Annotated in this window: 22 protein-coding genes; 9 read left to right on the forward strand and 13 right to left on the reverse strand. The window is 36.5% G+C overall.

The features are described 5' to 3' along the window. Positions 1-653 precede the first annotated feature (653 nt). Positions 654-1,565: a DMT family transporter gene (locus KI343_RS14460; protein WP_212927128.1), complete on the forward strand. Its 912-nt coding sequence runs from the start codon at positions 654-656 to the stop codon at positions 1,563-1,565. Between the two features lie 22 nt (positions 1,566-1,587). Beyond that, positions 1,588-2,442, forward strand: a complete 855-nt coding sequence (locus KI343_RS14465; RefSeq protein ID WP_212927129.1) for a DegV family protein — start codon at positions 1,588-1,590, stop codon at positions 2,440-2,442. A 43-nt stretch (positions 2,443-2,485) separates the two neighbouring features. Here KI343_RS14465 and KI343_RS14470 read toward each other — a convergent pair whose 3' ends face one another. The 5 genes from KI343_RS14470 to KI343_RS20200 form a co-directional block, all read right to left on the reverse strand. Next, positions 2,486-3,181 carry an alpha/beta hydrolase gene (locus KI343_RS14470; protein WP_212927130.1) on the reverse strand — a complete coding sequence of 232 codons (696 nt, stop codon included), beginning with the start codon at positions 3,179-3,181 and terminating at the stop codon, positions 2,486-2,488. 111 nt (positions 3,182-3,292) lie between these two features. Next, a complete protein-coding gene (locus KI343_RS14475; protein WP_212927131.1) occupies positions 3,293-3,634 on the reverse strand; it encodes a hypothetical protein in 342 nt (113 codons plus the stop codon). A 70-nt stretch (positions 3,635-3,704) separates the two neighbouring features. Further along, positions 3,705-3,989, reverse strand: coding sequence for a glutaredoxin family protein (locus tag KI343_RS14480; RefSeq protein ID WP_212927132.1), 285 nt, complete (start codon positions 3,987-3,989; stop codon positions 3,705-3,707). Between the two features lie 292 nt (positions 3,990-4,281). Next, positions 4,282-4,785, reverse strand: coding sequence for a DUF421 domain-containing protein (locus tag KI343_RS20195; protein ID WP_244856963.1), 504 nt, complete (start codon positions 4,783-4,785; stop codon positions 4,282-4,284). Positions 4,786-4,829: 44 nt separating this feature from the next. Next, positions 4,830-5,144, reverse strand: a complete 315-nt coding sequence (locus tag KI343_RS20200; RefSeq protein WP_244856965.1) for a DUF421 domain-containing protein — start codon at positions 5,142-5,144, stop codon at positions 4,830-4,832. An 88-nt stretch (positions 5,145-5,232) separates the two neighbouring features. Between KI343_RS20200 and KI343_RS14490 the strand changes: the two genes are divergently transcribed. Beyond that, positions 5,233-5,571, forward strand: coding sequence for a DUF4363 family protein (locus tag KI343_RS14490; protein ID WP_212927133.1), 339 nt, complete (start codon positions 5,233-5,235; stop codon positions 5,569-5,571). A 200-nt stretch (positions 5,572-5,771) separates the two neighbouring features. On the opposite strand, the gene KI343_RS14495 is transcribed toward KI343_RS14490, so the two are convergent. From KI343_RS14495 to KI343_RS14520, 6 genes are all read right to left on the reverse strand, one after another. Then, positions 5,772-6,332, reverse strand: coding sequence for a PepSY domain-containing protein (locus KI343_RS14495; protein WP_212927134.1), 561 nt, complete (start codon positions 6,330-6,332; stop codon positions 5,772-5,774). 159 nt (positions 6,333-6,491) lie between these two features. Then, the gene (locus KI343_RS14500; protein ID WP_212927135.1) at positions 6,492-7,094 is read right to left on the reverse strand and encodes a PepSY domain-containing protein; all 603 of its coding nucleotides are present in this window, start codon (positions 7,092-7,094) and stop codon (positions 6,492-6,494) included. A 95-nt stretch (positions 7,095-7,189) separates the two neighbouring features. Continuing rightward, positions 7,190-8,542, reverse strand: coding sequence for a HAMP domain-containing sensor histidine kinase (locus tag KI343_RS14505; RefSeq protein WP_212927136.1), 1,353 nt, complete (start codon positions 8,540-8,542; stop codon positions 7,190-7,192). Beyond that, entirely contained in the window at positions 8,539-9,228 is a 690-nt protein-coding gene (locus KI343_RS14510; RefSeq protein ID WP_212927137.1) for a response regulator transcription factor, read from the reverse strand. The genes KI343_RS14505 and KI343_RS14510 overlap by 4 nt, the downstream gene beginning before the upstream one ends. Before the next feature lie 166 nt (positions 9,229-9,394). Further along, positions 9,395-9,715: a thioredoxin family protein gene (locus KI343_RS14515; RefSeq protein ID WP_212927138.1), complete on the reverse strand. Its 321-nt coding sequence runs from the start codon at positions 9,713-9,715 to the stop codon at positions 9,395-9,397. Between the two features lie 22 nt (positions 9,716-9,737). Then, positions 9,738-10,550 (reverse strand): DUF368 domain-containing protein, encoded by an 813-nt coding sequence (locus KI343_RS14520; RefSeq protein ID WP_212927139.1) that lies wholly within the window; start codon positions 10,548-10,550, stop codon positions 9,738-9,740. A gap of 272 nt (positions 10,551-10,822) precedes the next feature. On the opposite strand from KI343_RS14520, the gene KI343_RS14525 reads away from it, so the two are divergent. The 3 genes from KI343_RS14525 (at position 10,823) to mqo (ending at position 14,171) form a co-directional block, all read left to right on the forward strand. Further along, on the forward strand, positions 10,823-11,014 hold the full coding sequence (locus KI343_RS14525; protein WP_212927140.1) for a hypothetical protein: 192 nt from the start codon (positions 10,823-10,825) through the stop codon (positions 11,012-11,014). Positions 11,015-11,401: 387 nt separating this feature from the next. Then, positions 11,402-12,295 (forward strand): dimethylarginine dimethylaminohydrolase family protein, encoded by an 894-nt coding sequence (locus tag KI343_RS14530; RefSeq protein WP_212927141.1) that lies wholly within the window; start codon positions 11,402-11,404, stop codon positions 12,293-12,295. 370 nt (positions 12,296-12,665) lie between these two features. Then, on the forward strand, positions 12,666-14,171 hold the full coding sequence (mqo, locus tag KI343_RS14535; protein WP_212927142.1) for a malate dehydrogenase (quinone): 1,506 nt from the start codon (positions 12,666-12,668) through the stop codon (positions 14,169-14,171). A 146-nt stretch (positions 14,172-14,317) separates the two neighbouring features. Here the strand turns inward: mqo and KI343_RS14540 are convergent, their stop codons facing one another. Continuing rightward, on the reverse strand, positions 14,318-14,914 hold the full coding sequence (locus KI343_RS14540; RefSeq protein WP_212927143.1) for a TetR/AcrR family transcriptional regulator: 597 nt from the start codon (positions 14,912-14,914) through the stop codon (positions 14,318-14,320). A gap of 115 nt (positions 14,915-15,029) precedes the next feature. On the opposite strand from KI343_RS14540, the gene KI343_RS14545 reads away from it, so the two are divergent. The 3 genes from KI343_RS14545 (at position 15,030) to KI343_RS14555 (ending at position 19,540) form a co-directional block, all read left to right on the forward strand. Next, positions 15,030-18,197 (forward strand): YhgE/Pip domain-containing protein, encoded by a 3,168-nt coding sequence (locus KI343_RS14545; protein ID WP_212927144.1) that lies wholly within the window; start codon positions 15,030-15,032, stop codon positions 18,195-18,197. A gap of 292 nt (positions 18,198-18,489) precedes the next feature. Beyond that, positions 18,490-18,858, forward strand: a complete 369-nt coding sequence (locus tag KI343_RS14550) for a CidA/LrgA family holin-like protein (protein ID WP_212927145.1) — start codon at positions 18,490-18,492, stop codon at positions 18,856-18,858. After that, a complete protein-coding gene (locus KI343_RS14555; protein WP_212927146.1) occupies positions 18,851-19,540 on the forward strand; it encodes an LrgB family protein in 690 nt (229 codons plus the stop codon). The genes KI343_RS14550 and KI343_RS14555 overlap by 8 nt, the downstream gene beginning before the upstream one ends. Positions 19,541-19,880: 340 nt before the next feature. Here KI343_RS14555 and KI343_RS14560 read toward each other — a convergent pair whose 3' ends face one another. Continuing rightward, positions 19,881-20,096, reverse strand: coding sequence for a hypothetical protein (locus tag KI343_RS14560; protein WP_212927147.1), 216 nt, complete (start codon positions 20,094-20,096; stop codon positions 19,881-19,883). Positions 20,097-20,487 lie beyond the last annotated feature (391 nt).

Consider the following 20,487-nt stretch of genomic DNA (forward strand, 5'->3'; position numbering starts at 1 on the left):
ATATATATCACATTTTACTGATTTCCTACCTAAAAATTGCTGATTGAATGATCTTTTCACTCCACATCAGCAATTTAACGAATAACGTATTTCTAGTGCGTATTCATTATCAACGTTTAAAGTACAAAAAAGGCATAACCAATTTTAATAAGGTAAGAGGCCTCCATAAAAATGCTTCCCTAATAATAACATACTTATACGAAAGATAGCTAGTATACAGATTAAAATGATTTTTTTTTTATAACGTGATAAAATATAGTTAATTAGATATACACGTGCAAAAGGGAATTTCTCCCGTGAATCTACATAAGAAATATCTTTTCTGCTAGATGATCATAAATACATCATACGCTATTATCCTGTTATACGCTTACGGAGAGGACACGATAAATCATCATTTTCCACCAGTATTATTTCTTTCTTCCTCTCTATTTAAGTTTTATGAAAATTTGTTCTGACAAAATATTGCAGGAACAAACTAAATCTGTCTATGGCTACTCGCCAGCGTAATTTGTTGCAGGTTAATAAACGTATTTAGTAAGATACTGATCCATGATTTTTTAAGAGTTATCTTATCATCATTTGTTTAAGGATTCACTTGTACAGTGAAATATGAAATATGATGATTAATTTCGAAAAGGGTGTTATACGTTATGCGTCAATCCGCATTCAACCCCAAAGCAGCAGTTGTCATTGGGGTTTTTTCATTATCTACATCAGCAATTTTTGCTCGGCTTGCTACAGAAGCATCCGCTTCCATTATAGCTAATTATCGTCTCTTATTTGCTGTTTTACTTTTACTGCCTTTTGTTTTATTTCATTATAAGCATGAATTTAAGCGTATTACAGCAAAAAATTGGTGGCTCTCTATTCTTGCAGGAAGCTTCTTGGCTCTCTTTTTTATTTTGTGGTTTGAATCCCTTAATCATACCGCAGTTACCAGTTCTGTTGTTCTTGTATCTCTGCAGCCGCTTTTTGCTTTTGTCGGGACATATTTTCTCTTTGGAGAACGCTTCTCATCAGGAGCAATCATAAGCATGCTTATTGTTTTTCTAGGCTGTTTTATTATTGGATTTGGCGATTTTCGATTAGCAGGCGATGCACTATATGGAGATTTTCTTGCTTTACTCGGTGCGATTGCTGTTACAATCTACTTTCTAGCTGGTCAACCAGTTCGGAAAAAAGTCTCCTTAATTACCCATACATTTATCGTTTATGGAGTTAGTGTCATCATTTTAACGCTTTTTAATCTGATTCGTCAGGAGAATTTCTTTTCTTATCCTGCTAATCATTGGTGGATTTTTATTGGTTTGGCTATCATCCCAACCTTTTTGGGACATTCTTTATTTAATTGGTCCTTAAAATGGCTTAGCACATCTACTATTTCAATGGCAATTGTGTTAGAACCAGTTGGTGCAGGTTTTCTTGCTTTTCTGATTTTAAATGAAGCACCGACTTGGACACAGCTTCTTGGCGGGGCTATTACTATCTTTGGATTACTTCTCTTTATCCTTAGCACATCACGGAAACACAAAGTAACGATTTCAACAAAGAATTATAAATAAATATATTTAAGCAGGTGAAGCAATGACAATTCAATTAATGACTGATAGTTCTGCGGACTTACCCCTATTCTTAAAAAATAAATTACATGTAGAAATCATCCCTTTATACCTTCATTTTAGTGATGGTCAGTATACTTGCGGCCAATCAATGGACACTGAATTTTTCCATAAAAAAATGAAGGAATTAGGAGAATTACCGCGTTCAGCAGCTCCCAGTCCGTCTGATTTCTACGAAGCGTATAAAAAAATCCCGCCTGAGAAGAAGATTCTGATGCTCAGCATATCTAGCGGAATTAGCAGTACCTATGCGAACGCAATAGCTGGAAAAAACATGTTATTAGAAGAAGAACCGCATCGAGTTATTGAAGTATTAAATACGAAGACCGCTTCCTGCGGGATATGTTTGCTGATGCATGAAGCAAATAAAAAAATAGAGGAAGGGTATTCGTTCGATGAGCTTGTCAGTCATTTAACGGAGCGCATTGATCAGACGGCTACTTTATTTGTATTAAAAAGTTTAGATAATCTTGTGTTAGGAGGGCGCCTAGAGAAAATCAAAGGGAAAATCGCTAAAACCTTAAACATTAAAATACTAATGAAGGCAACAGATGAAGGTACGATTGATGTTGTAGAAAAAGTACGCGGAGAAAAGAAATCTCTGCAGCGATTTGTTGATCTAATCGGGGAATATACGCAAGAAGCTGAAAATAAAATTATTACCATGACTTATTCTCGAGATAAGGAAAGAGCAACAAATGTATTAGAAAAAATCCGTAACAAGTATTCCTTTTATGATGCCATTGTAGAGGAATCTGGTCCGCTAATTTCAACTTATGGCGGAGAAGGCGCTCTTGTAATTTCCTTTTTTAAAAATTAATCAAGTCATTGAAGAAGGCTGGGAATTTATCCCAGCCTTCTCTTTATGCAGGTGCTTCCGTTAGAAAATCATAAACCATGCCGTTTAATGTATCTTTATCGGTACCGAGGCAAATTAAATGTTTTGATCTCTCAAAAAAGACAACCTCTTTTTTCTCGGAGTGAATCTCCTTGTCTAAATAGTACGCTGTTTTATAAGGCACGATCCCATCAAGTTGACCCTGAGCAATTAATACCGGAGACTTTACTTTATCCAGGTACTTCCTTGTGAAACGAACCAGCTTCATAAATTCAAAATGGGCTTTTAATGGTACTACTCCCATTTTCTTTTTATAGTGCTGAAATAATTGGTTTTCTTTTAGATTCCCACGCAACCCATCACCAACCATATCCGCAATATCTAACCCCATTTGCTTTAAAGATAAATATTTTCCAGAAGTAGCAAGGAGGACGAGTTTATGAATCTTATATTTCGCCGCTAAATAGGAGGCAATCATCCCTCCCATTGAAAACCCAATCACGTAAACTGTATCACACCGATTGATCAGCGACTGAAGCTCCTCTTCTGCTGTTTGAATCCAGCTTTTATAAGAAGCACCCTCCAACTTCAGTTCTTTCCCATGCCCGGGCAATGTCGGCACCTTTACGTACCAGTCTGTGTTGTCTTTTAAATAATTTGCTAAAGGCTCCACTTCATAGGGCCCTCCAGTGTACCCATGAATAATTAAACATCCTATCATGATTTTCTGCTCCTTCTTCTATATTAGATAAAAAAGGATTTCCCCTCGAAAAACTTGTCTCGAAGGTTAACCTTATCATTTCAAGAATTTATTGAACTATACAGGCTAATACTACATGAATCCTTTCACAAAGGTACTAAATTGCTTCACAATAGGAGAAACTTGATGGTAAGTACTTGCTATTTTTCCAACCTTACTGATGACTGTGTCAAAATCTAATGGATTATTCCCATTTTCCGCCCCATTATTTGCTGCTGATTGGGCTTGACTTTGAGACATTAAATACTGTGTTGGTAACTCTGGTTTTGAAAATAAATCATATGGAGTTAATTCTTGCCTCGTATTGCGATAATTCATATTTGAAGGGCCAGATAAATAAGGGTTATTTCTATCCATTCCATTTGTGGAAGCGTACGCTTGTTGAAAAGGTTGTTGAAAAGGTTGATACTGCACCACTCTCACCTTCTTTTACCTCTTAATTACTACCATTTTACGCAAAGAGCGGCTTCTATGTGCGTATCTCTTATCTATTTTTAAATACATCTTCAAAAGAAAAATCATCATTACTATGATTGCTTGTTAAACCTAATTCATATACAATTCTATTTTCTTGATTTCCTTCAATTTTTTTACCATCAATAAAAATGGTCGGCGTTCCAAAAACATCAATTTTCTGCAGTTCTTTTAAAAATTCCTTGTTTTTTGTCACGTTTTTCAGTTCGTAGGTAACATCATTTTTATTTAGAAATGCTATTATCCTATTCGATGCCTCACTATTCTCGCTGATAAATAATGTAACCTTCTTCATAATCTCCTCCTATGATTCCTTTATTACATTCACTTACTTTTTGTTACCCTATTTTTTTGTGTATAAAACGCACACAGTACCATTTTTTCCACTATAATATCAATCCAATTTTTGGATGCCAAAAATATTTTCAAACGAAATAACCAGCATCTCTATAACCATACTACGAACTTCACCATTTGAACGGCTTTCTTTAAATATATACAACCCTGCATTTAGATACACAATAACTCGTACAGGGTTTTGTATACATTTATTGATTGAAGGAAACATTAATACAATTCATCTTCTTTTATTTTAAATATGGCAAAATCGTATCCAGTGCTTTTTTAAGCTCCAATGCTTGCATGGCATACAATTTCTTAACCTCTGGATTATCTGTGTTTTGGGATTTCCCTTCCAAGTCTGCCTGTATTTTTTTTAGGGTGGTCGCTAGCAATGATCTTTCTTCTGTCACAGGCTTTGTAAATTGATCCTCATATAGATCAACATACATGGTTCCAAGAGAATCGATTTGGGCCAAGAAAACATCTTCTATAGCTCTAACACCTTGTTTCTTTATTTCTCCTTTTAGCCATTCTTCTGAACACCCAAGATTATCCAAGCTCTTTTCCATGATTTCCCCGTCCATAATTAAGGTTGTTGTGCCATGTTCCTGTTCCAAGGGGATGCCTAAAGTTTGCGGTGTTACCGGCTGTTGATTTGTCTTCAACATAATACTTAAATCACCATTTGTTTCCAAAACAGCCATTTCTACATCAGAAACTTTAAATGTGCCTTTCTCTCTTAATAGCATTAATAATTCATTGATGCTTAGCAAATTCTTTTTTAAATTTTTCTCTAATACTTCTCCATTTTAATTAATATGGTTGCTTTTCCATCTGTTATTTTTGAAACGACCAATGATTTCAAACCAAGGTACGCTAGAATAATTGGGAATAACCCCCAAATAGCTAGCGAAACCAAACCATTAATAATTTTAACATTTTGATCAACGGACAATGTTGCAGCTATCGAACCGATCGTGATTCCTACACAATAATCAAAAAAAGTAAGCTGTGAAATTTGCTTCTTTCCCATAAACCGTGCCATTAAGAATAATAAAATAAATGCAACTATTGAACGGATTAGAATCAATACAATCTCAGGCATCATTCAGTCCCAGCCTTTCTAAAATATGTAATGTACTCGTATTATGGGGCAATCTATGTACAACCATTCATAAAATAGGGGGTGAGAAAATATGAAAAAGATAACAATCGTTTTTATACTTTTACTTAGCATGCTTTCAGGATGTTCTAACCAGGTTGGAGGAAATGATTTCTTCAAGCACATTGAACAGCTAGAACAATCTCTAGACGCGTCAAACTGGAATAAGATCACCAATCAGGCTGAAGCGTTAGAAGAAATATTTGTATCCAATAAATGGAAAATCCAGTTGCTGGGCGATGAAGGGGAGTATGAGGGATTACATGAAAGTATCAATAATCTAATCGCAGCGGCGAAGGAGAAAGATTCAACGAGTACCAGGCTCGGGCTTGCTACTGTTAAATCCATTTTAGGGGAAATTTATTCTTTGTAGTTTCCACAGCGGTCGATATGTTTCCACCGAAAGTATTTATTCAGTAATTCTAGCTACAAATTATGGCGTTTACTCTTCACTGACAATAAACAGGGTACTAATCTGATGTGATTAATACCCTGCTAAATTTTTATTCATGTCCTTCAAGAAGCATCTAAACACTAGAATTCCTGTTCTCCAAAACTTTCACTTTACATATGTTAATCATCTTCATGATCAATTTCTAATGAAAGGATCTCTCCTGTTTCTGCATGGATATCGATGTCCGCTTCTTGCTGGCCACTGAAAAGTTCTATTTCATAAACATATCTGCCATCATCATGGTCTAATGCCACTTTTACGACTTCTCCGTCAAATTCTTGTTTGGCGAGTTCTATCGCTTTTTCTTGCGCTATCAAATTGCCTTCATTGATACTTTTTTCCATTGATTGTTCCTGGTTATCTTCCTCATCTTCATCCATTTCTTCAAAGACAACCTCTCCTGTTTCCGCTTCTAGTTTCACATCTTTCTCCTGGTTTTCTGCAATAATTTCTGCTTCATAATAAGACTTATTTCCTTCTTTATCCAGTTCCAGCTCTTTAACGGTCCCTTGATATTCTTCTTCTAGCTTTTTGGTCGCATCCTCTATGGTTAACGTCCCTGCAGCAGCAGTTTCCGGATCTGCCTCTTTTGAACTTGAAGCTTCTGTATGATAAACTCCGACTCCAATAACCCCAGCTAATGCCACTGCTCCTGCAATCATGCCAATTTTTTTATTCATTTTATATTACCTCCTTTTTTTCGTATCTTCATCATATCTCCGAACCATTACAACCGAGTTGGAACAAGATTAGAATTTAATGAGAATGACAGAATAAACTTCTTATAATTAAAAGCACAAATGTTGCCGAGGTTTTCGAAAAGGTTGTTATCGCATTTTTTAATCTTCTTTATCAATTTCAATAAAGATCACATTTCCTGTGTACGCATTGATTTCAATGGATGCTTCATCATTTCCGTTCATAATTTCAATTTCATATACTAAAATGTCGTTATTCGTATCCATTTCTAGCTCTGTTACTTCGCCCGGAAACTCTTTTAAGGCAATTTCCTTCGCTTGTTCATGCGATAGTATTGCATTATTTTCTTCCGTTTTTTCTTCGGTAACTTCCGATTCTCCTGCTTTCTCATTTACAACTTTATTCTTCTCTGAATCCTTTTCTTCTTTTTCTGATTCCTTTTCTTCATTCTTTGCTGTTTTTTCTACAGCAGTCAGGTCAATCACCTGTCCTGTGTCACCATTCAACTTTAATGCATACACACCTTGATTTTGAGTAATCTCCATTTCATAAACAGGCTCCCCATCTTCTATCTTTAGCTCCGGTTCGGAATGTTGGCCAGGATACTGAGCATTCACAAGTTCAACAATTTGCTCTGAATCAAGCTGTGGACTAGAGGATGTCGCATTTGTTTGGTACACAGTTAAACCAATGATACCAAGAATGGCCAGCGTACCGATCAACCAGATAATTTTCTTTCGCACGTCATATCACCCCTTCTCCAACAGTATAAGGCGCACCTTTTATGAAAACATGAAAATTAGATTAAAAATAGATGAGAATAAGATAGGAAACGTTTCTATTTTGTAAGTGTCCAAGTAAAAACGGATCCTTGTCCTAATTCACTTTTAACGGTGATTTTCCCGCCATGTATTTCGATAATTTCTTTAGCAATGGCTAATCCCAGGCCTGTTCCGCCTGTTTCTCTGTTTCGTGCTCTGTCTACACGGTAGAAACGATCGAAAATCTTTTCCTGTTCCTTAGGTGCAATTCCTTCGCCAAAATCCGTACATTGAATAACAATCTTCTTCTTATCCGTAGACATCGTAACCAGGACGTCATCCTCACTATATTTCAATGCATTTTCGATGAATATATATGGAATTTGTTTTAATTGTTCTGTATTGCCCCACGTTTCATAATCTCCCTCTTCCACTTCGCAGTGAATGTTTCGTTCAGGATATGCTTTTTGGAAGGTTTGGATAACTTGGCTTACAATCTTCCGTATATTTACCTTTTGCTTGCTGTTTTCATTTTTATGTTTTGCTAATAGAAGAAGCTGCTCCACAAGTTTCTGCATACGATCAGCCTCTGAATCGATTGCGCGAACAGATTCATCTAGTAATTCTGGTCGCTGTTTACCTTGCCGTTCAATTAATTGTGCGTAGCTTTTTATAATCTGAATAGGCGTTTTTAATTCATGGGATGCATTTGACACGAAGGTTTCCTGCTTCTCAAAGTTTTCTTTCAGCGAATCAATCATCTCATTAAACGTTACTTCCATCTCATAAAGCTCATCCTTAGAACGGTCATCGACATCTATTTTTTGCCAGTTTTTATTATGGATATTTCGCTGCATGGTATCCTTTAATTTCTGAATGGGTGTTAATAGAAAACGACTAAGCAGGATGCTAGCTATTATCGTCGGGATTAATATCACAGCACTGGAAAAGAAAAGAACGTAGGTTAATGTCCCCATCGTCTTGTCTAAGTAAACTAATTCATTCGCTACGTGCACCGTGACAATATCTCCATTTTCCCAAATAATTGGTTTTTCAATAATGACATAATTCCTTCCCTTTTCATCTTGAACAATGCGGTCTGTTTCGGTCGTCGTATAGCCTACTTCCAGATTAGCATAGTGCTCTGCTTTTGTTTGTAAAGGAACGATATCATCACCTGTTTCATCCACAATTCGAATCATCCCGTTCGCTGGCAAATAAGCTGTTAGTAGATTTCGTAACGTTTCTTTCGACGTAGAATCATTATTTGCAATCGCCTCGACAAGCGCATCTACTTGAACTGCAAGTTGATCAATTTCTCCATTTGTTGCTGTCCGATAAAAAAGAAAGTAAATCGCAGTATGTGAAATAGCAATGACTAGAAACATAAAAACAGAGGAAAACAAGATGATTTTTTTACGTAATGTCATTGGCTTCCTTCCTTAATCGAGTAGCCTACTCCACGGATTGTTTGAATGAACGCTATATCATATCCTTTATCCACTTTTTGACGCAGATAGCGAATATACACATCCACCACATTCGTCTCGCCGATATAGTCAAAACCCCAGACCTTTTCAATTAATTGTTCGCGTGTAAGCACCCTATTTTTATTCTCTAGTAAACAAACTAATAAATCATATTCTCTTGGTGTTAAATCAATATCCTTCCCCGCCCGGATAACCTCATGTGCCGCAGTGTCTACTTGCAAGTCTCCCACCTGCAATATCTCCTTATCGGCTTGAATTTGAACGGATTTTCTTAAATTAGCCCGGATACGAGCCAATAATTCTTCAATTTGGAACGGTTTCGTAATATAATCATTCGCTCCAAGATCAAGACCATTCACCTTATCGTACACTTCATCACGGGCTGTCAGTAAAATAACCGGTGTCTCATTGCCCTGTCTTCGGATTCTCCTTAACACCTCTAAGCCGCTTAATTCAGGGATCATAATATCTAATAAAACAAGCCCCCATTCTTCTGCTTCTAGATATTCCAGTGCTTGTTTGCCGTCTGCTGCAACTGTTGTTTCATAGCCTTCATAATCTAGTTCTAATTGCAAAACACGGCTGATCTTCTGTTCATCTTCTACAATTAATATTCGTTCAGACACTAGCAGTACCCCTTTCTATCTAGGTAGTAAATTATTATACAAAAAAACTGCCTCCAATAGCTGCTTGAACTGCAAAAATAATTCTACTTGATAACGCAGAATAGTATTTTCGTTCACTACTTTTTGGAGACAGTTTCTTAAATTAGATAAGCCAATCGAATAGGAATTAACCTAATTGCTGATGTAAAAATTCAGTTACAGAATCCGGTGTTTTTGTATAGGCACTATGTTGATGTGCTATTTTCTCTCCGTTTTGAAATAAAAGGATACTTGGTATACCCATTACTTCATATTTTTCGGCTAGTCCAGACACTTCATCACTGTTGACTTCATACCAGTCATAGTTTCTGAATTCTTCCATTACCTCTCCTATAAACATATCCATACGTTTACAATCTGGGCACCAATCTGCAAAGAATTTTATAATGACTGGTTTTTCACTTTGAATAATTTCTTGGAATTCTGCTTCCGTTTTAATTGCTTGCATGATGATCTCTCCCATCCTTACTTTATTTATATTCTAATCTTCCTAATGCCAACGCTGCAATTAATCCGCCTGCAAATAACAGAACACATACAATAATATTTCCCGCTCCAACAGGGACACCAGGAAATACAACGGTAATTGCGCCGATGACAAGCCCGATAATAATAGCATAGGTACTTGTAAAATAATTTCTTAGAAAGTAAGCAATAATTTTACTCATCGTAATAAATCCAAGCGCAATCCCAGTGCCTGCTACAATAATAATAGAGAACTGAAAATTACTAATCGCTCCCATTATCGTCGGATATACACCAAACAGCATCATTATCATGGATCCGCTAATTCCTGGAACAATCATGACACTGCTTCCAATAAATCCTGCGACAAATAATAAGACATACGTACTTATACTAATACCTTGAATAGCCTGTCCTTCATTCGGATTTAAAATTCCCACTCCACTGACAATAACAAATCCAATGACTAGCAAAATATACTGTTTTGCCTGAAATTTCGTTTTTCCTTCTGCCTTTTGGTATAAGTAAGGAATTACTCCGATGACTAGTCCCAAAAAGAAAAATTGTGTTTGCATTGGGTAATACTTAAATAACCACTCAATCACTTTAGCAAACAGGAAAATAGCTATAACCATACCGATTCCTAATGGAACTAAAAAGCTAAGGTGTTTCTTCCAATCCTTACTGAAAAAACCGCTTATAGAGGCAATCAGTTGTTCATAAATACCTAATAGTACCGCAATGGTCCCTCCACTTATTCCAGGAACAACCTCCACCGACCCCATAATTAAACCACGATATAAATTTCTCCACTCCATATAATCTTTTTCTCCTTCATTTTCAATCCTTACCAAATCATTTTATCAAAATTAATTGTAAAAATACACTTTGTACAAGGTGAATATATTGATTAACGTCCTTTTGAATACTCTTTTTAATACTTAGCCAGTCCAGTCAAAAACCTAATTTCATGACGGTGCCCGTTAAATCCTATATAATAAGTGGTATATATGCAATTTTTATGGGATAGAATGCATAAGATAGTATATAATCGTCCATCTTCAAGACCGTTTTACGAGGAGGAAAGAAGATGAAAAGGTATTTAACGCTTATTTTTTTTGGACTTAGTATTATTATTCTTTATGTAGGAGGCAAACTTCAGATATACTGGAGCGGTATTGCAGCATGGGGGCTCGCCCTCATCAGTCTTGCTTTCGCTGCTTATTTTTCGAAATATATACCGAACAAAAACACATCATCTAAAAATAATAAAAATGTATAGAAAAACTCCCCGTCGTTCTACCCAACGAGGAGTTTTTATACTTCCAATTTATTCAACTTCTTATCATAGCTTCAGCCCTTCACCCATCTCCTCTTCTTTTAATACATCATAAACGATGGGATGAAATAAACCTGCCCACCCCAACATGTTCTGACAACTACTGTTTTGCGAACGCTTTTATCGATAGAAAACTTTTACCCTTCAAAAATTTCATTTCGGATAATCCCGCGATTGGTATTTCTAGGGAATGTCGCCTTGCTTTTATGTCTTGGCAGCTTAATAATCACATTGAATGAATGGATTTTTTCTGAAAAGTACGTAATAATAAATATATCCAAATTTACAAGTAATTAATGTGAAATCTAGAAACGGGGGCACGGAATACGTATGATAAAAGATCAAAAAAATAAATATATCGTTAATTGTAAGAATGAGTATGAACCATTACAACAAGTAATCGTTGCTCCGCCAGATCATATGAAAATTACGACTATCATCAACGAAACGCAATCTCATTATGCCAATGAAAATATTGATATCCAGAAGGCAATGGAGCAGCATCAGATATTTGTAAAAACACTTGAAAGCAACGGTGTCAATGTCATAAGCTTGCCAACAAATCCAAGCCTCAATGAACAGGTTTTCTCACGTGACATTGGGTTTACCATTCATGACCAATTATTCGCAGCTAATATGGACCGGGCTATACGTAAAAAGGAGACTGCTATATTAAAGAAATGGCTCGATAAAGAGCAAATCTCTTATACGCCTATGCCCAATTCAAGTATTGAAGGCGGCGATGTCATTATTAATAATGAGAAGGTTTGGGTTGGTCTAAGCCAGCGCACAGAACAAAAAGCAATTGATCATCTTAAAAATCAATTTCCAGATCTCGATATCACAGCAATTCCGCTTCGAGAAGATATCCTTCATTTAGACTGCGTTTTTAATATTTTAGAAGGAAATAAAGCGCTCATTTATCGAGATGGTATCGATAATAATTCATACCAGCTTTTAAAAAAATCATATACACTAATTGAGATTAATGAAGAAGAACAATTTACCATGGCAACAAATGTGCTATCTATCGGTAATAAAAAAGTCATAAGTCTTCCGGAAAACAAACGCGTAAATGATAAGCTTCGAGAACTTGGTTACCACATTCTTGAAGTACCTTTCTCAGAAATTATCAAATCAGGCGGATCTTTCCGTTGCTGCACCTTGCCATTTCAGCGTTCTGAGAAACGTAACACCTTAAAACGTGTTTACAAAAACAGCTAAGCTTAACTCTTATTGCCTAAAAAGAGGTTGGAATAAAAAGAACGTGTATCGTTCAAAATTTGCAGGATTAAAACACTTTTATCTCCGCCTCTTTTTACGGAATAGCAAAATCAACCGCTCTTTTATCTAGCAATGCACACTTCAACCTTTCCTGCTTTCCTTTATAAAAATATCCCAGTTAACAGGAAGGATTAACAGCATCCCCTTTTTTCTTTGTTCAAAAAGGAGTATAATATATAAATGTGGACGATTTCATTCCATTAGGTTTCTTTAAACGTTTAATAATTTTAATAAAAAGCTATATTAAGTGATTACTATTTTGTAAGAGTATACATATCTGAAAATTAGATTAGGAAGGTTTGTGACGATCATGAGGAAAGATACCAATCAAACAGATGTCATTTTAATCGGTGGAGGGATAATGAGCGCTACCATCGGCTCCTTGTTAAAAATATTACAGCCTGATTGGCAAATTAATGTTTTTGAAAAACTTGGTCAAACAGCACAAGAAAGTTCTGATGCTTGGAATAATGCTGGTACAGGCCACTCTGCTCTCTGTGAATTAAACTATACGCCTGAAAAAGCAGATGGTTCCCTCGATATTACGAAAGCTGTAAAAATAAATGAACAATTTCAATTATCTAAGCAATATTGGTCTTATCTTGTGGAACAAGGTGTATTAGATAATCCAAGCGAATTTATTCAAAACGTTCCGCATTTAAGCTTTGTAGAAGGTGAAAAAAATGTGGAATTTCTCAAAAAGCGTGTGAAAGCTCTTGTAGAAAATCCATTATTTGAAGGTATGGAAATAACAGATGATGAAGAAACGTTAAAAGAATGGATTCCTCTTATGATGGAAGGCCGTGACAAAAATCAGTCTATTGCTGCTTCAAAAATTGATTCAGGAACAGATATTAACTTTGGTAACTTAACACGTAAACTGTTTAATCAATTAGAACAGCAAGGAACACGACTTTATTTTAAACATGAGGTAGAATCTATTGGGCGCACAAAAGATAACTTGTGGGAAGTAAAAGTTAAAAATCTGTTCAACGGAAAAATTTCCTACCATAAAGCAAAATTTGTATTTATTGGAGCTGGCGGCGGCAGTCTGCCACTATTGCAAAAAACGAATATTCCAGAGTCTAAACATATTGGCGGCTTTCCAGTGAGCGGATTATTTATGGTTTGTAATAATCCTGAAGTTGTAGAAAAGCATCATGCTAAAGTGTACGGAAAAGCGAAAGTTGGGGCTCCACCAATGTCTGTCCCTCATTTAGATACACGCTTTATCAATGGAAAGCGTTCTTTACTATTCGGTCCTTTTGCTGGTTTCTCTCCTAAGTTTTTAAAAACAGGTTCAAACCTAGACTTATTTGGATCGATTAAACCAAATAATTTAACAACGATGTTAGCGGCTGGAGCAAAAGAAATGGCGCTTACGAAATATCTTATTCAGCAAGTACTTCTCTCTGAGGAAAAACGTATGGATGATTTGCGTGAATTCATCCCTAACGCGAAGGCCGGAGAATGGGATATTGTTGTCGCCGGCCAGCGTGTACAGGTTATTAAAGATACAGAAGCAGGCGGAAAAGGAACGCTTCAATTCGGTACGGAGGTCATTACTGCTGAAGATGGTTCTATTGCTGCTTTACTTGGAGCTTCACCAGGCGCTTCTGTTTCTGTAGATGTTATGCTTGATGTCTTACAACGCTGTTTCCCGCACCACTTTAAAAAATGGGAAACTAAAATAAAAGAGATGATTCCATCATACGGTATTTCGCTATCAGATAACCCTGACTTATTTGCTGATCTAAATAAGCAAATCAATAAATCGCTTCAACTGCAAAATGAAGAAGAAGTATTATTAAGTTAACCAAGATAGTATGTAAGTAGATTCGCTGTGGAAATGTACGAGAGCTTCTACTCCTAAACCTATTTTGTTCTCTTGCACCAAAAACTATCTTATCTCACATATAAAAAGACTTCGATTCTACACTGCTAGAATCGAAGTCTTTTCTTTTACAGTACTTTTGCCGGTTCCCAGGAAACTGCATTCAATGTAAAGGATAATAGTTCTTCTTTATATTTTTCCACCTCTGCTGAAGAATGCTGAAATAGAATCATCCCTCTTGCTGTCGATTCAATCAAGGAAATCACAAATTCACTAAAATAAATGGCATCAATATCTTCCCGAATTTCTCCGTTTTCTTTTGCAAACTCAAGATATTTAGCAACAAGATCATATAAAGGGCGATAGATCACCTGCCATTTATCTATATCTCCGCTTCTTGTAATACCTGCATAAACAATAGAAGGAATTGTTCTATCCAACTGGTTCACTTCAAAAATGCGATCAATTGCTAAGCGTAAATTAGCCTCTAATCCTGCTTTTACATTTCCATATGTCGCCAGATATTGTGTATAATTAGATATGATTTGTTCCGCTAAATCTGGAAGGACATCCATCTTACTATTATAGTAAAGGTAGAAAGTCCCTTGAGCAATACCAGCTTCCTTAACAATCTGTGATACACGTGTATCTTCCAAACCTTTTTCTTTAAAAACATGATAAGCGCTCTTTAAAATAAGTTCTTTTTTATTTGCCGTTTTAGCCATTTTCATGCCACCTTTTTGAAACTTTAAAAACTGACTGATTGTCATTCATTTATTTTTATGATACCATACTTTAAGGCAAACTTGAACGTTACCTAAGAAAAGAGGAGAATTTTTTTTGAAAAAAGCTTTTAAAATTACAAAACAAGATATGAAAAACATCATTCGTGTTCCTTCTGTTCTTCTTTTGATTATTGGATTAGCAATCCTTCCTTCTTTTTATGCTTGGTTTAATATAAAAGCATCTTGGGACCCTTACGCCAATACACAAGGAATCAAAATTGGTGTAGTCAGTGACGATACGGGCACCGAAGTGGAAGGTCGATCCATTAATATGGGAGACGAACTAATCGAAAATTTAAAGGAAAACGAATCATTGGGCTGGCAGTTTGGTGATTCCATAGAAGAAGCAGACGAAAAAGTTTATAAAGGCGATTACTTTGCCACAATCCATATTCCAGAAAGTTTTTCTGAAGATGTGGTAAGTATCCTTAATGATGAACCAAGAAGTGCCATTGTTCAATATAAGGTGAATGAAAAAGTCAACGCTATCGCACCGAAAATGACAAGTGCCGGGGCTACGCAGATCACGGAAACAATCAATGATGAGTTCGTCCAAACAACAGCAAGAACATTGCTAGAAGAATTTAATAATGCTGGAATCGAACTTGAACAGAACCTTCCAACACTGCAAAAGATTAAAAACGCCGTTTATAACCTTCATGATCATATTGCAGATATTGATAAAGCTGGCGATCTAATTGTTGAATTAGATGAAAATAATGGCAGTATTGAAGGCTATGCAGATAAATTGGACAGCCTCGGGGAATATGAAACCAAAATTAGACAAGGCGGAGAAGACATTCTCACAGCGCAATCCCATCTTGACGATATTAATCGAATGGGTAATGCTGTCGTGGAATTAAATCAAGCGATGCCTGATATCGAAAATGCTTTAACCCGAATTAGCTCTATCCAACAATATTTCCCTGAAATTAATCAAGGACTGCAAGATGCTTATAATGCAAGTATCACTGCCGGCGATACGCTAGCCGAAATACAAGCACGTATCCCAGAGATTAATAAGCAAATTCAAGGTTATCAAGATCAAGTTGATAATGCGCAAGATACTTTAGATGAAGCAGAAAAAGCAACAGGTGAAGTTGCAGAACTTGTTAATAATCAAATGAAAGAGGCAGAGGAAATAATTAATGGGCTTCCTTCTTTTGATACAGAAGGAACTGACGAATCCGTTACACCTGATTTTATTACAAATGTTAAAGATTCTGTCAGCGATTCTCAAGGTTCATTAGAGGATATCTTAGAAAACCTTCGTGGTTCGGATTCTATAGAGCCAAATGAGTCCTTAGAAAACTTGAGCAACTCCGCAGATGAAACAAAAGCACAAGGGAATGAGCTTTCTGCTGCACTAGAGGACGTTCAAACCAAAATAGAAGAAGGTAATTATTCCAGCGAAGATTTGAACACTCTAAACGAAGCAATTGCTAATTACCAGTCTTCTTTTAATAACGTTAAAGAAGATTTAGCAAATGCAGAGTTTGTACCAAATACAACAACAAATAATGAAGAAGATACGGCTGCGGAAGATACACAGCAGCGCGACGCAGAAATTGATAACGTGATTAGCGGTCTTCATGACGATACCGTTCAGGCTTTTGATGAAATTTCAAATGTATTGGATGAAAATATAAGTCTCGCTATAAGTAATATTCGTGCATTGCCTACGTTAATTGCAATGAAAGAAAACCCGGAGACGGAGGAATATGCAAATGAACAAATTAAAGCTGTTCAAGAGAGTATCGAAGGTCTTCAATCTTCCGTTACAAGCACGGAAAATTCTCTTTCTTTACTAGAGGTTCCAGAGAACAAAGAGAACTTGAAAAAAATTCAAGATACCCTCGAAAACAACGGCTCTAATTTAAATGATTTGACGGATTTCCTAGAGAGTGGGAATTTTGATCTCAGCCAATTAGAGGATATCAAAAACAATGCCTTAGATAACTTAGAAGCATTGCAATCCTTTAATAAGGATACGGTAGAACCATTTGTAAATAATGCCTTCACTACTTTAGAAAATAAGCTGAATGATGCGGATTCCAAATTAAATGCCGCGCTAGAATATACAGATTTAGCTGCAAATTATTTAACAGAAGCTGCAACAATTGTTAATGATTCACAGTATTATTTAAAGCTTTTAAACGAAAATTTACCGTACTATGAACAACAATTTAGCGATGTATCTGATAAAGTAAATCAATACCTTCCTGATTTTAAAAATGGTGTTGATATGGCAAGTTCCTTTTTCCAAAATGATATGCCGCGTTTAGAGAATGAAGTAAATAATTTAGCTGGATTTGTTACCAATGATTTGGATAATTTAATCGAGCAATACAAGCATTTAAATTCGCTTGTTCAAGAAAATTTACCAGAAGCACAAGAAGCAATCGCTGAAATGGCAGATTTTATCCGCAACGATTGGCCAGGATATAAAGAGGATATTCAAAATGCCTATGATCGAATTAAACAAATGGAAGACGATCAAATTATTGAAGAGCTGGTTTCAGCATTGCAAAACGATTTGAGTGATGAAACAGAGTATTTCTCACGTCCAGTACAGTTAGATGAGGAAAAGCTCTTCCCAATTCCAAACTACGGCTCTGCAAATACGCCGTTCTATACGGTACTTGCACTTTGGGTTGGTGCATTGTTGCTCTGTAATCTAATTACAACCGAGTTAAAGGATAAAAACAGAGAAGAATTTAGCTTAAGGGATATTTATCTCGGAAGGATGACGCTATTCTTAATTGTAGCTATATTACAAGCTGTCATTGTTTCACTTGGTAATATCTTTATACTGGATGTTTATATGGCACACCCTGTTTACTTTACGCTCTTTAGTGTCTTGATTGCGTTAGCGTTTATGATAATGGTGTACACAATGGTTTCCCTGTTTGGAAATGTCGGAAAAGCCATTGCGATTATCTTTATGATCCTGCAGTTATCAGGCGGCGGTGGAATGTTCCCAATTCAAGTAGCACCGCCATTTTTCCAGGCGATTCATCCATTTCTTCCTTTCACGTATGCAATCGATATTCTTCGGGAAGCATCAGGGGGAATTGTATGGTCTGTCGTGTTTAACCGGTTCTTAGTACTCGCTATTTTCCCGGCCATCTTCATTCTGTTAGGATACACATTCCGACCATGGATTGCGCCTCGGGTCCATAAAGCATATTTAAAAACACAAAAAAGTAATATGGTTGATTAACACTTTAAATAAAACAGCTCGACAAGCATTCTTGCCATCGTCGAGCTGTTTTTTTATTCATAATGAAAATCGTTGCACGACGGGCACGGCTGTCTTGGAATAAGCGCCTGTCATATGACGTGACCGTTTCTAGTTGATACCATTGTTTGAGTAAAACCAGCATTAGCCATAGCTTTATTCAGCCAAACACTTGGCGAATGGCCATATTTTCTTTTAAAATAGTTAGTATCGCTTCTTAAAGAATCATTTTTAATTAACGTTATAAGATGTACACTTACTGTGGAGGTTGATTATGAAATACTTCATCATGGTTTTACAAATCAGTGTATTATTTCTTTTTAATTTTATCGGTCAATTTATTCGTGATTATTTCTCCCTCAGCATTCCCGGAAGCCTTATTGGCATGTTGCTGCTTTTTATTTTGCTCATTTTAAAAATAATTCCTATAGCGTGGATCCAAACAGGGATTGATGTTATTTTGAAAGATATCCCTTTTTTTTTCATTCCTGTTACAGTGGGAGTCGTTCAGTACTTAAGCTTTTTCCAGGGCAAGGGCAGCCTTACGATTCTGTTAGTAATCGTGAGTACCTTCTTTGTGATTAGCATTAGCGGAATTGTAACAAATTTCATCATTAAAAAAGAGGAGAAATCATATGAATAGCTTCTTAATCGGATTAATTGCCTTTATTGGAACGTTTATTATCTATCAGATTTCAAAACGAATGTACCAGAAGAAGCCAATTCCATTTACTTTGCCTATTTTCTTATCTACAGCAGTTATTGTCATTTTCCTGCTCTTCACTGGAATTCCTTATAAAACGTATATGATCGGCGGTCAGTGGATTGATATTTTTCTCGGCCCAATCGTTGTATCTCTGGCAATTCCGTTGTATAGGGAAATCCATTTAATCAAAAAATACGCAGGTGCGATTAGTATTGGAATATTTGCCGGTTCCCTGACAGGTGTTTTTACAGGAATAGCTGGAGCAAAGTTATTTAGATTTGAGAGCTTGGTGATTCAATCAATTGCAGCTAAATCTGTTACTACGCCGATTGCCATCAGTATTACGGAGGCAGTTGGAGGAGGCAGTGCATCACTTGTAGCTGTGTTTGTTATGATAGCCGGTATCAGCGGAGGGATGTTTGGGCCTGTTATTTTAAAAATTTGCCGTATCCAGCACCCAGTTGCTAAAGGGCTTAGTATCGGAACAGCTTCTCATGCCATCGGAACAGCAAAAGCCTTAGAAAACAGCGAGCTGGAAGGTGCCGTCAGTGCTTTATCGATGACCATCAGCGCTGTCGTTGTTTCTTTCCTTGTACCTGTGTTCTTAGCGTTTATGTAACGTATGCATCTTTTCCTGGAAAAAAATCGGCAAGCCAAGCCTTGAAAAGGCGCCGGATTGCCTTAGTTGGGACCGCGTTTATTTGGCTTACCGAAAACATTTTACATCGAAAAACGAGAGGCTCCGTTCTCCTTCTTTGGGGATGTTTCAACATTAATCGAACCTTTACTTAAGATATAAAGGAATCGCTCCTTTAGGGGTATACCGACGTTAGGGGCTACGGCTTTCCACCTACAACCGAGACTTATACCACAAGCACAGCGGACATGATGTCCTAGTGTCGACGTTTATCACACGATGCGAAAGCACGACCGCGGCCCTGTCTGTCCTTATCGGCTTGTCAATATCCCTTCTGATTCCCCTCTAAGATGGGTGCTTCGGGGGCAATATCGTCTTCTTCCATTTTTTCAAACCCTTTATCTATTTTCCCAGCATTTTCAATATCGCCAGAAGCCTTATAACCGGCAATTTCTGTGTTGGAAGTGGTCCCATATAACCCCATTCCACCTAATTTAACATTTATTTTTTCATCTTTTTTTTCTTTTTTCTGATCCACTTTTTTCACCTCCTACACGGTAATATACCCAAGGAAGAACTAATTATGATAAAACGTAATTAGCAATCTAATGAAGATTAATTACCTTTCAAGAGCTTAGAACGAGTACCCTCATTTATTACGATCTATTGGGCGCCCTCCCTCCAAGTTGTAAATTTCCATCTACAACGCAGTAAAATATTCACCAATCTCTTCTATCGTCCCCCCCGATTATAGAATATGACCTACGCTCAGACGCTCTATAATTACCTATACTGTAAAAATGAGGCTGGGACAAAACCCAGTAAAAACAGAAAAGTGACTTTCTACAAAGATAAGTAGGAAGTCACTTTTTTAATTTGATTAAAAAATAAAATAAATGTACAAAAAAAGGATACCTTCTGATAAAGTT

The organism is Oceanobacillus sp. J11TS1, assembly GCF_018333215.1.
Classification (GTDB): Bacteria; Bacillota; Bacilli; order Bacillales; family Amphibacillaceae; genus Oceanobacillus.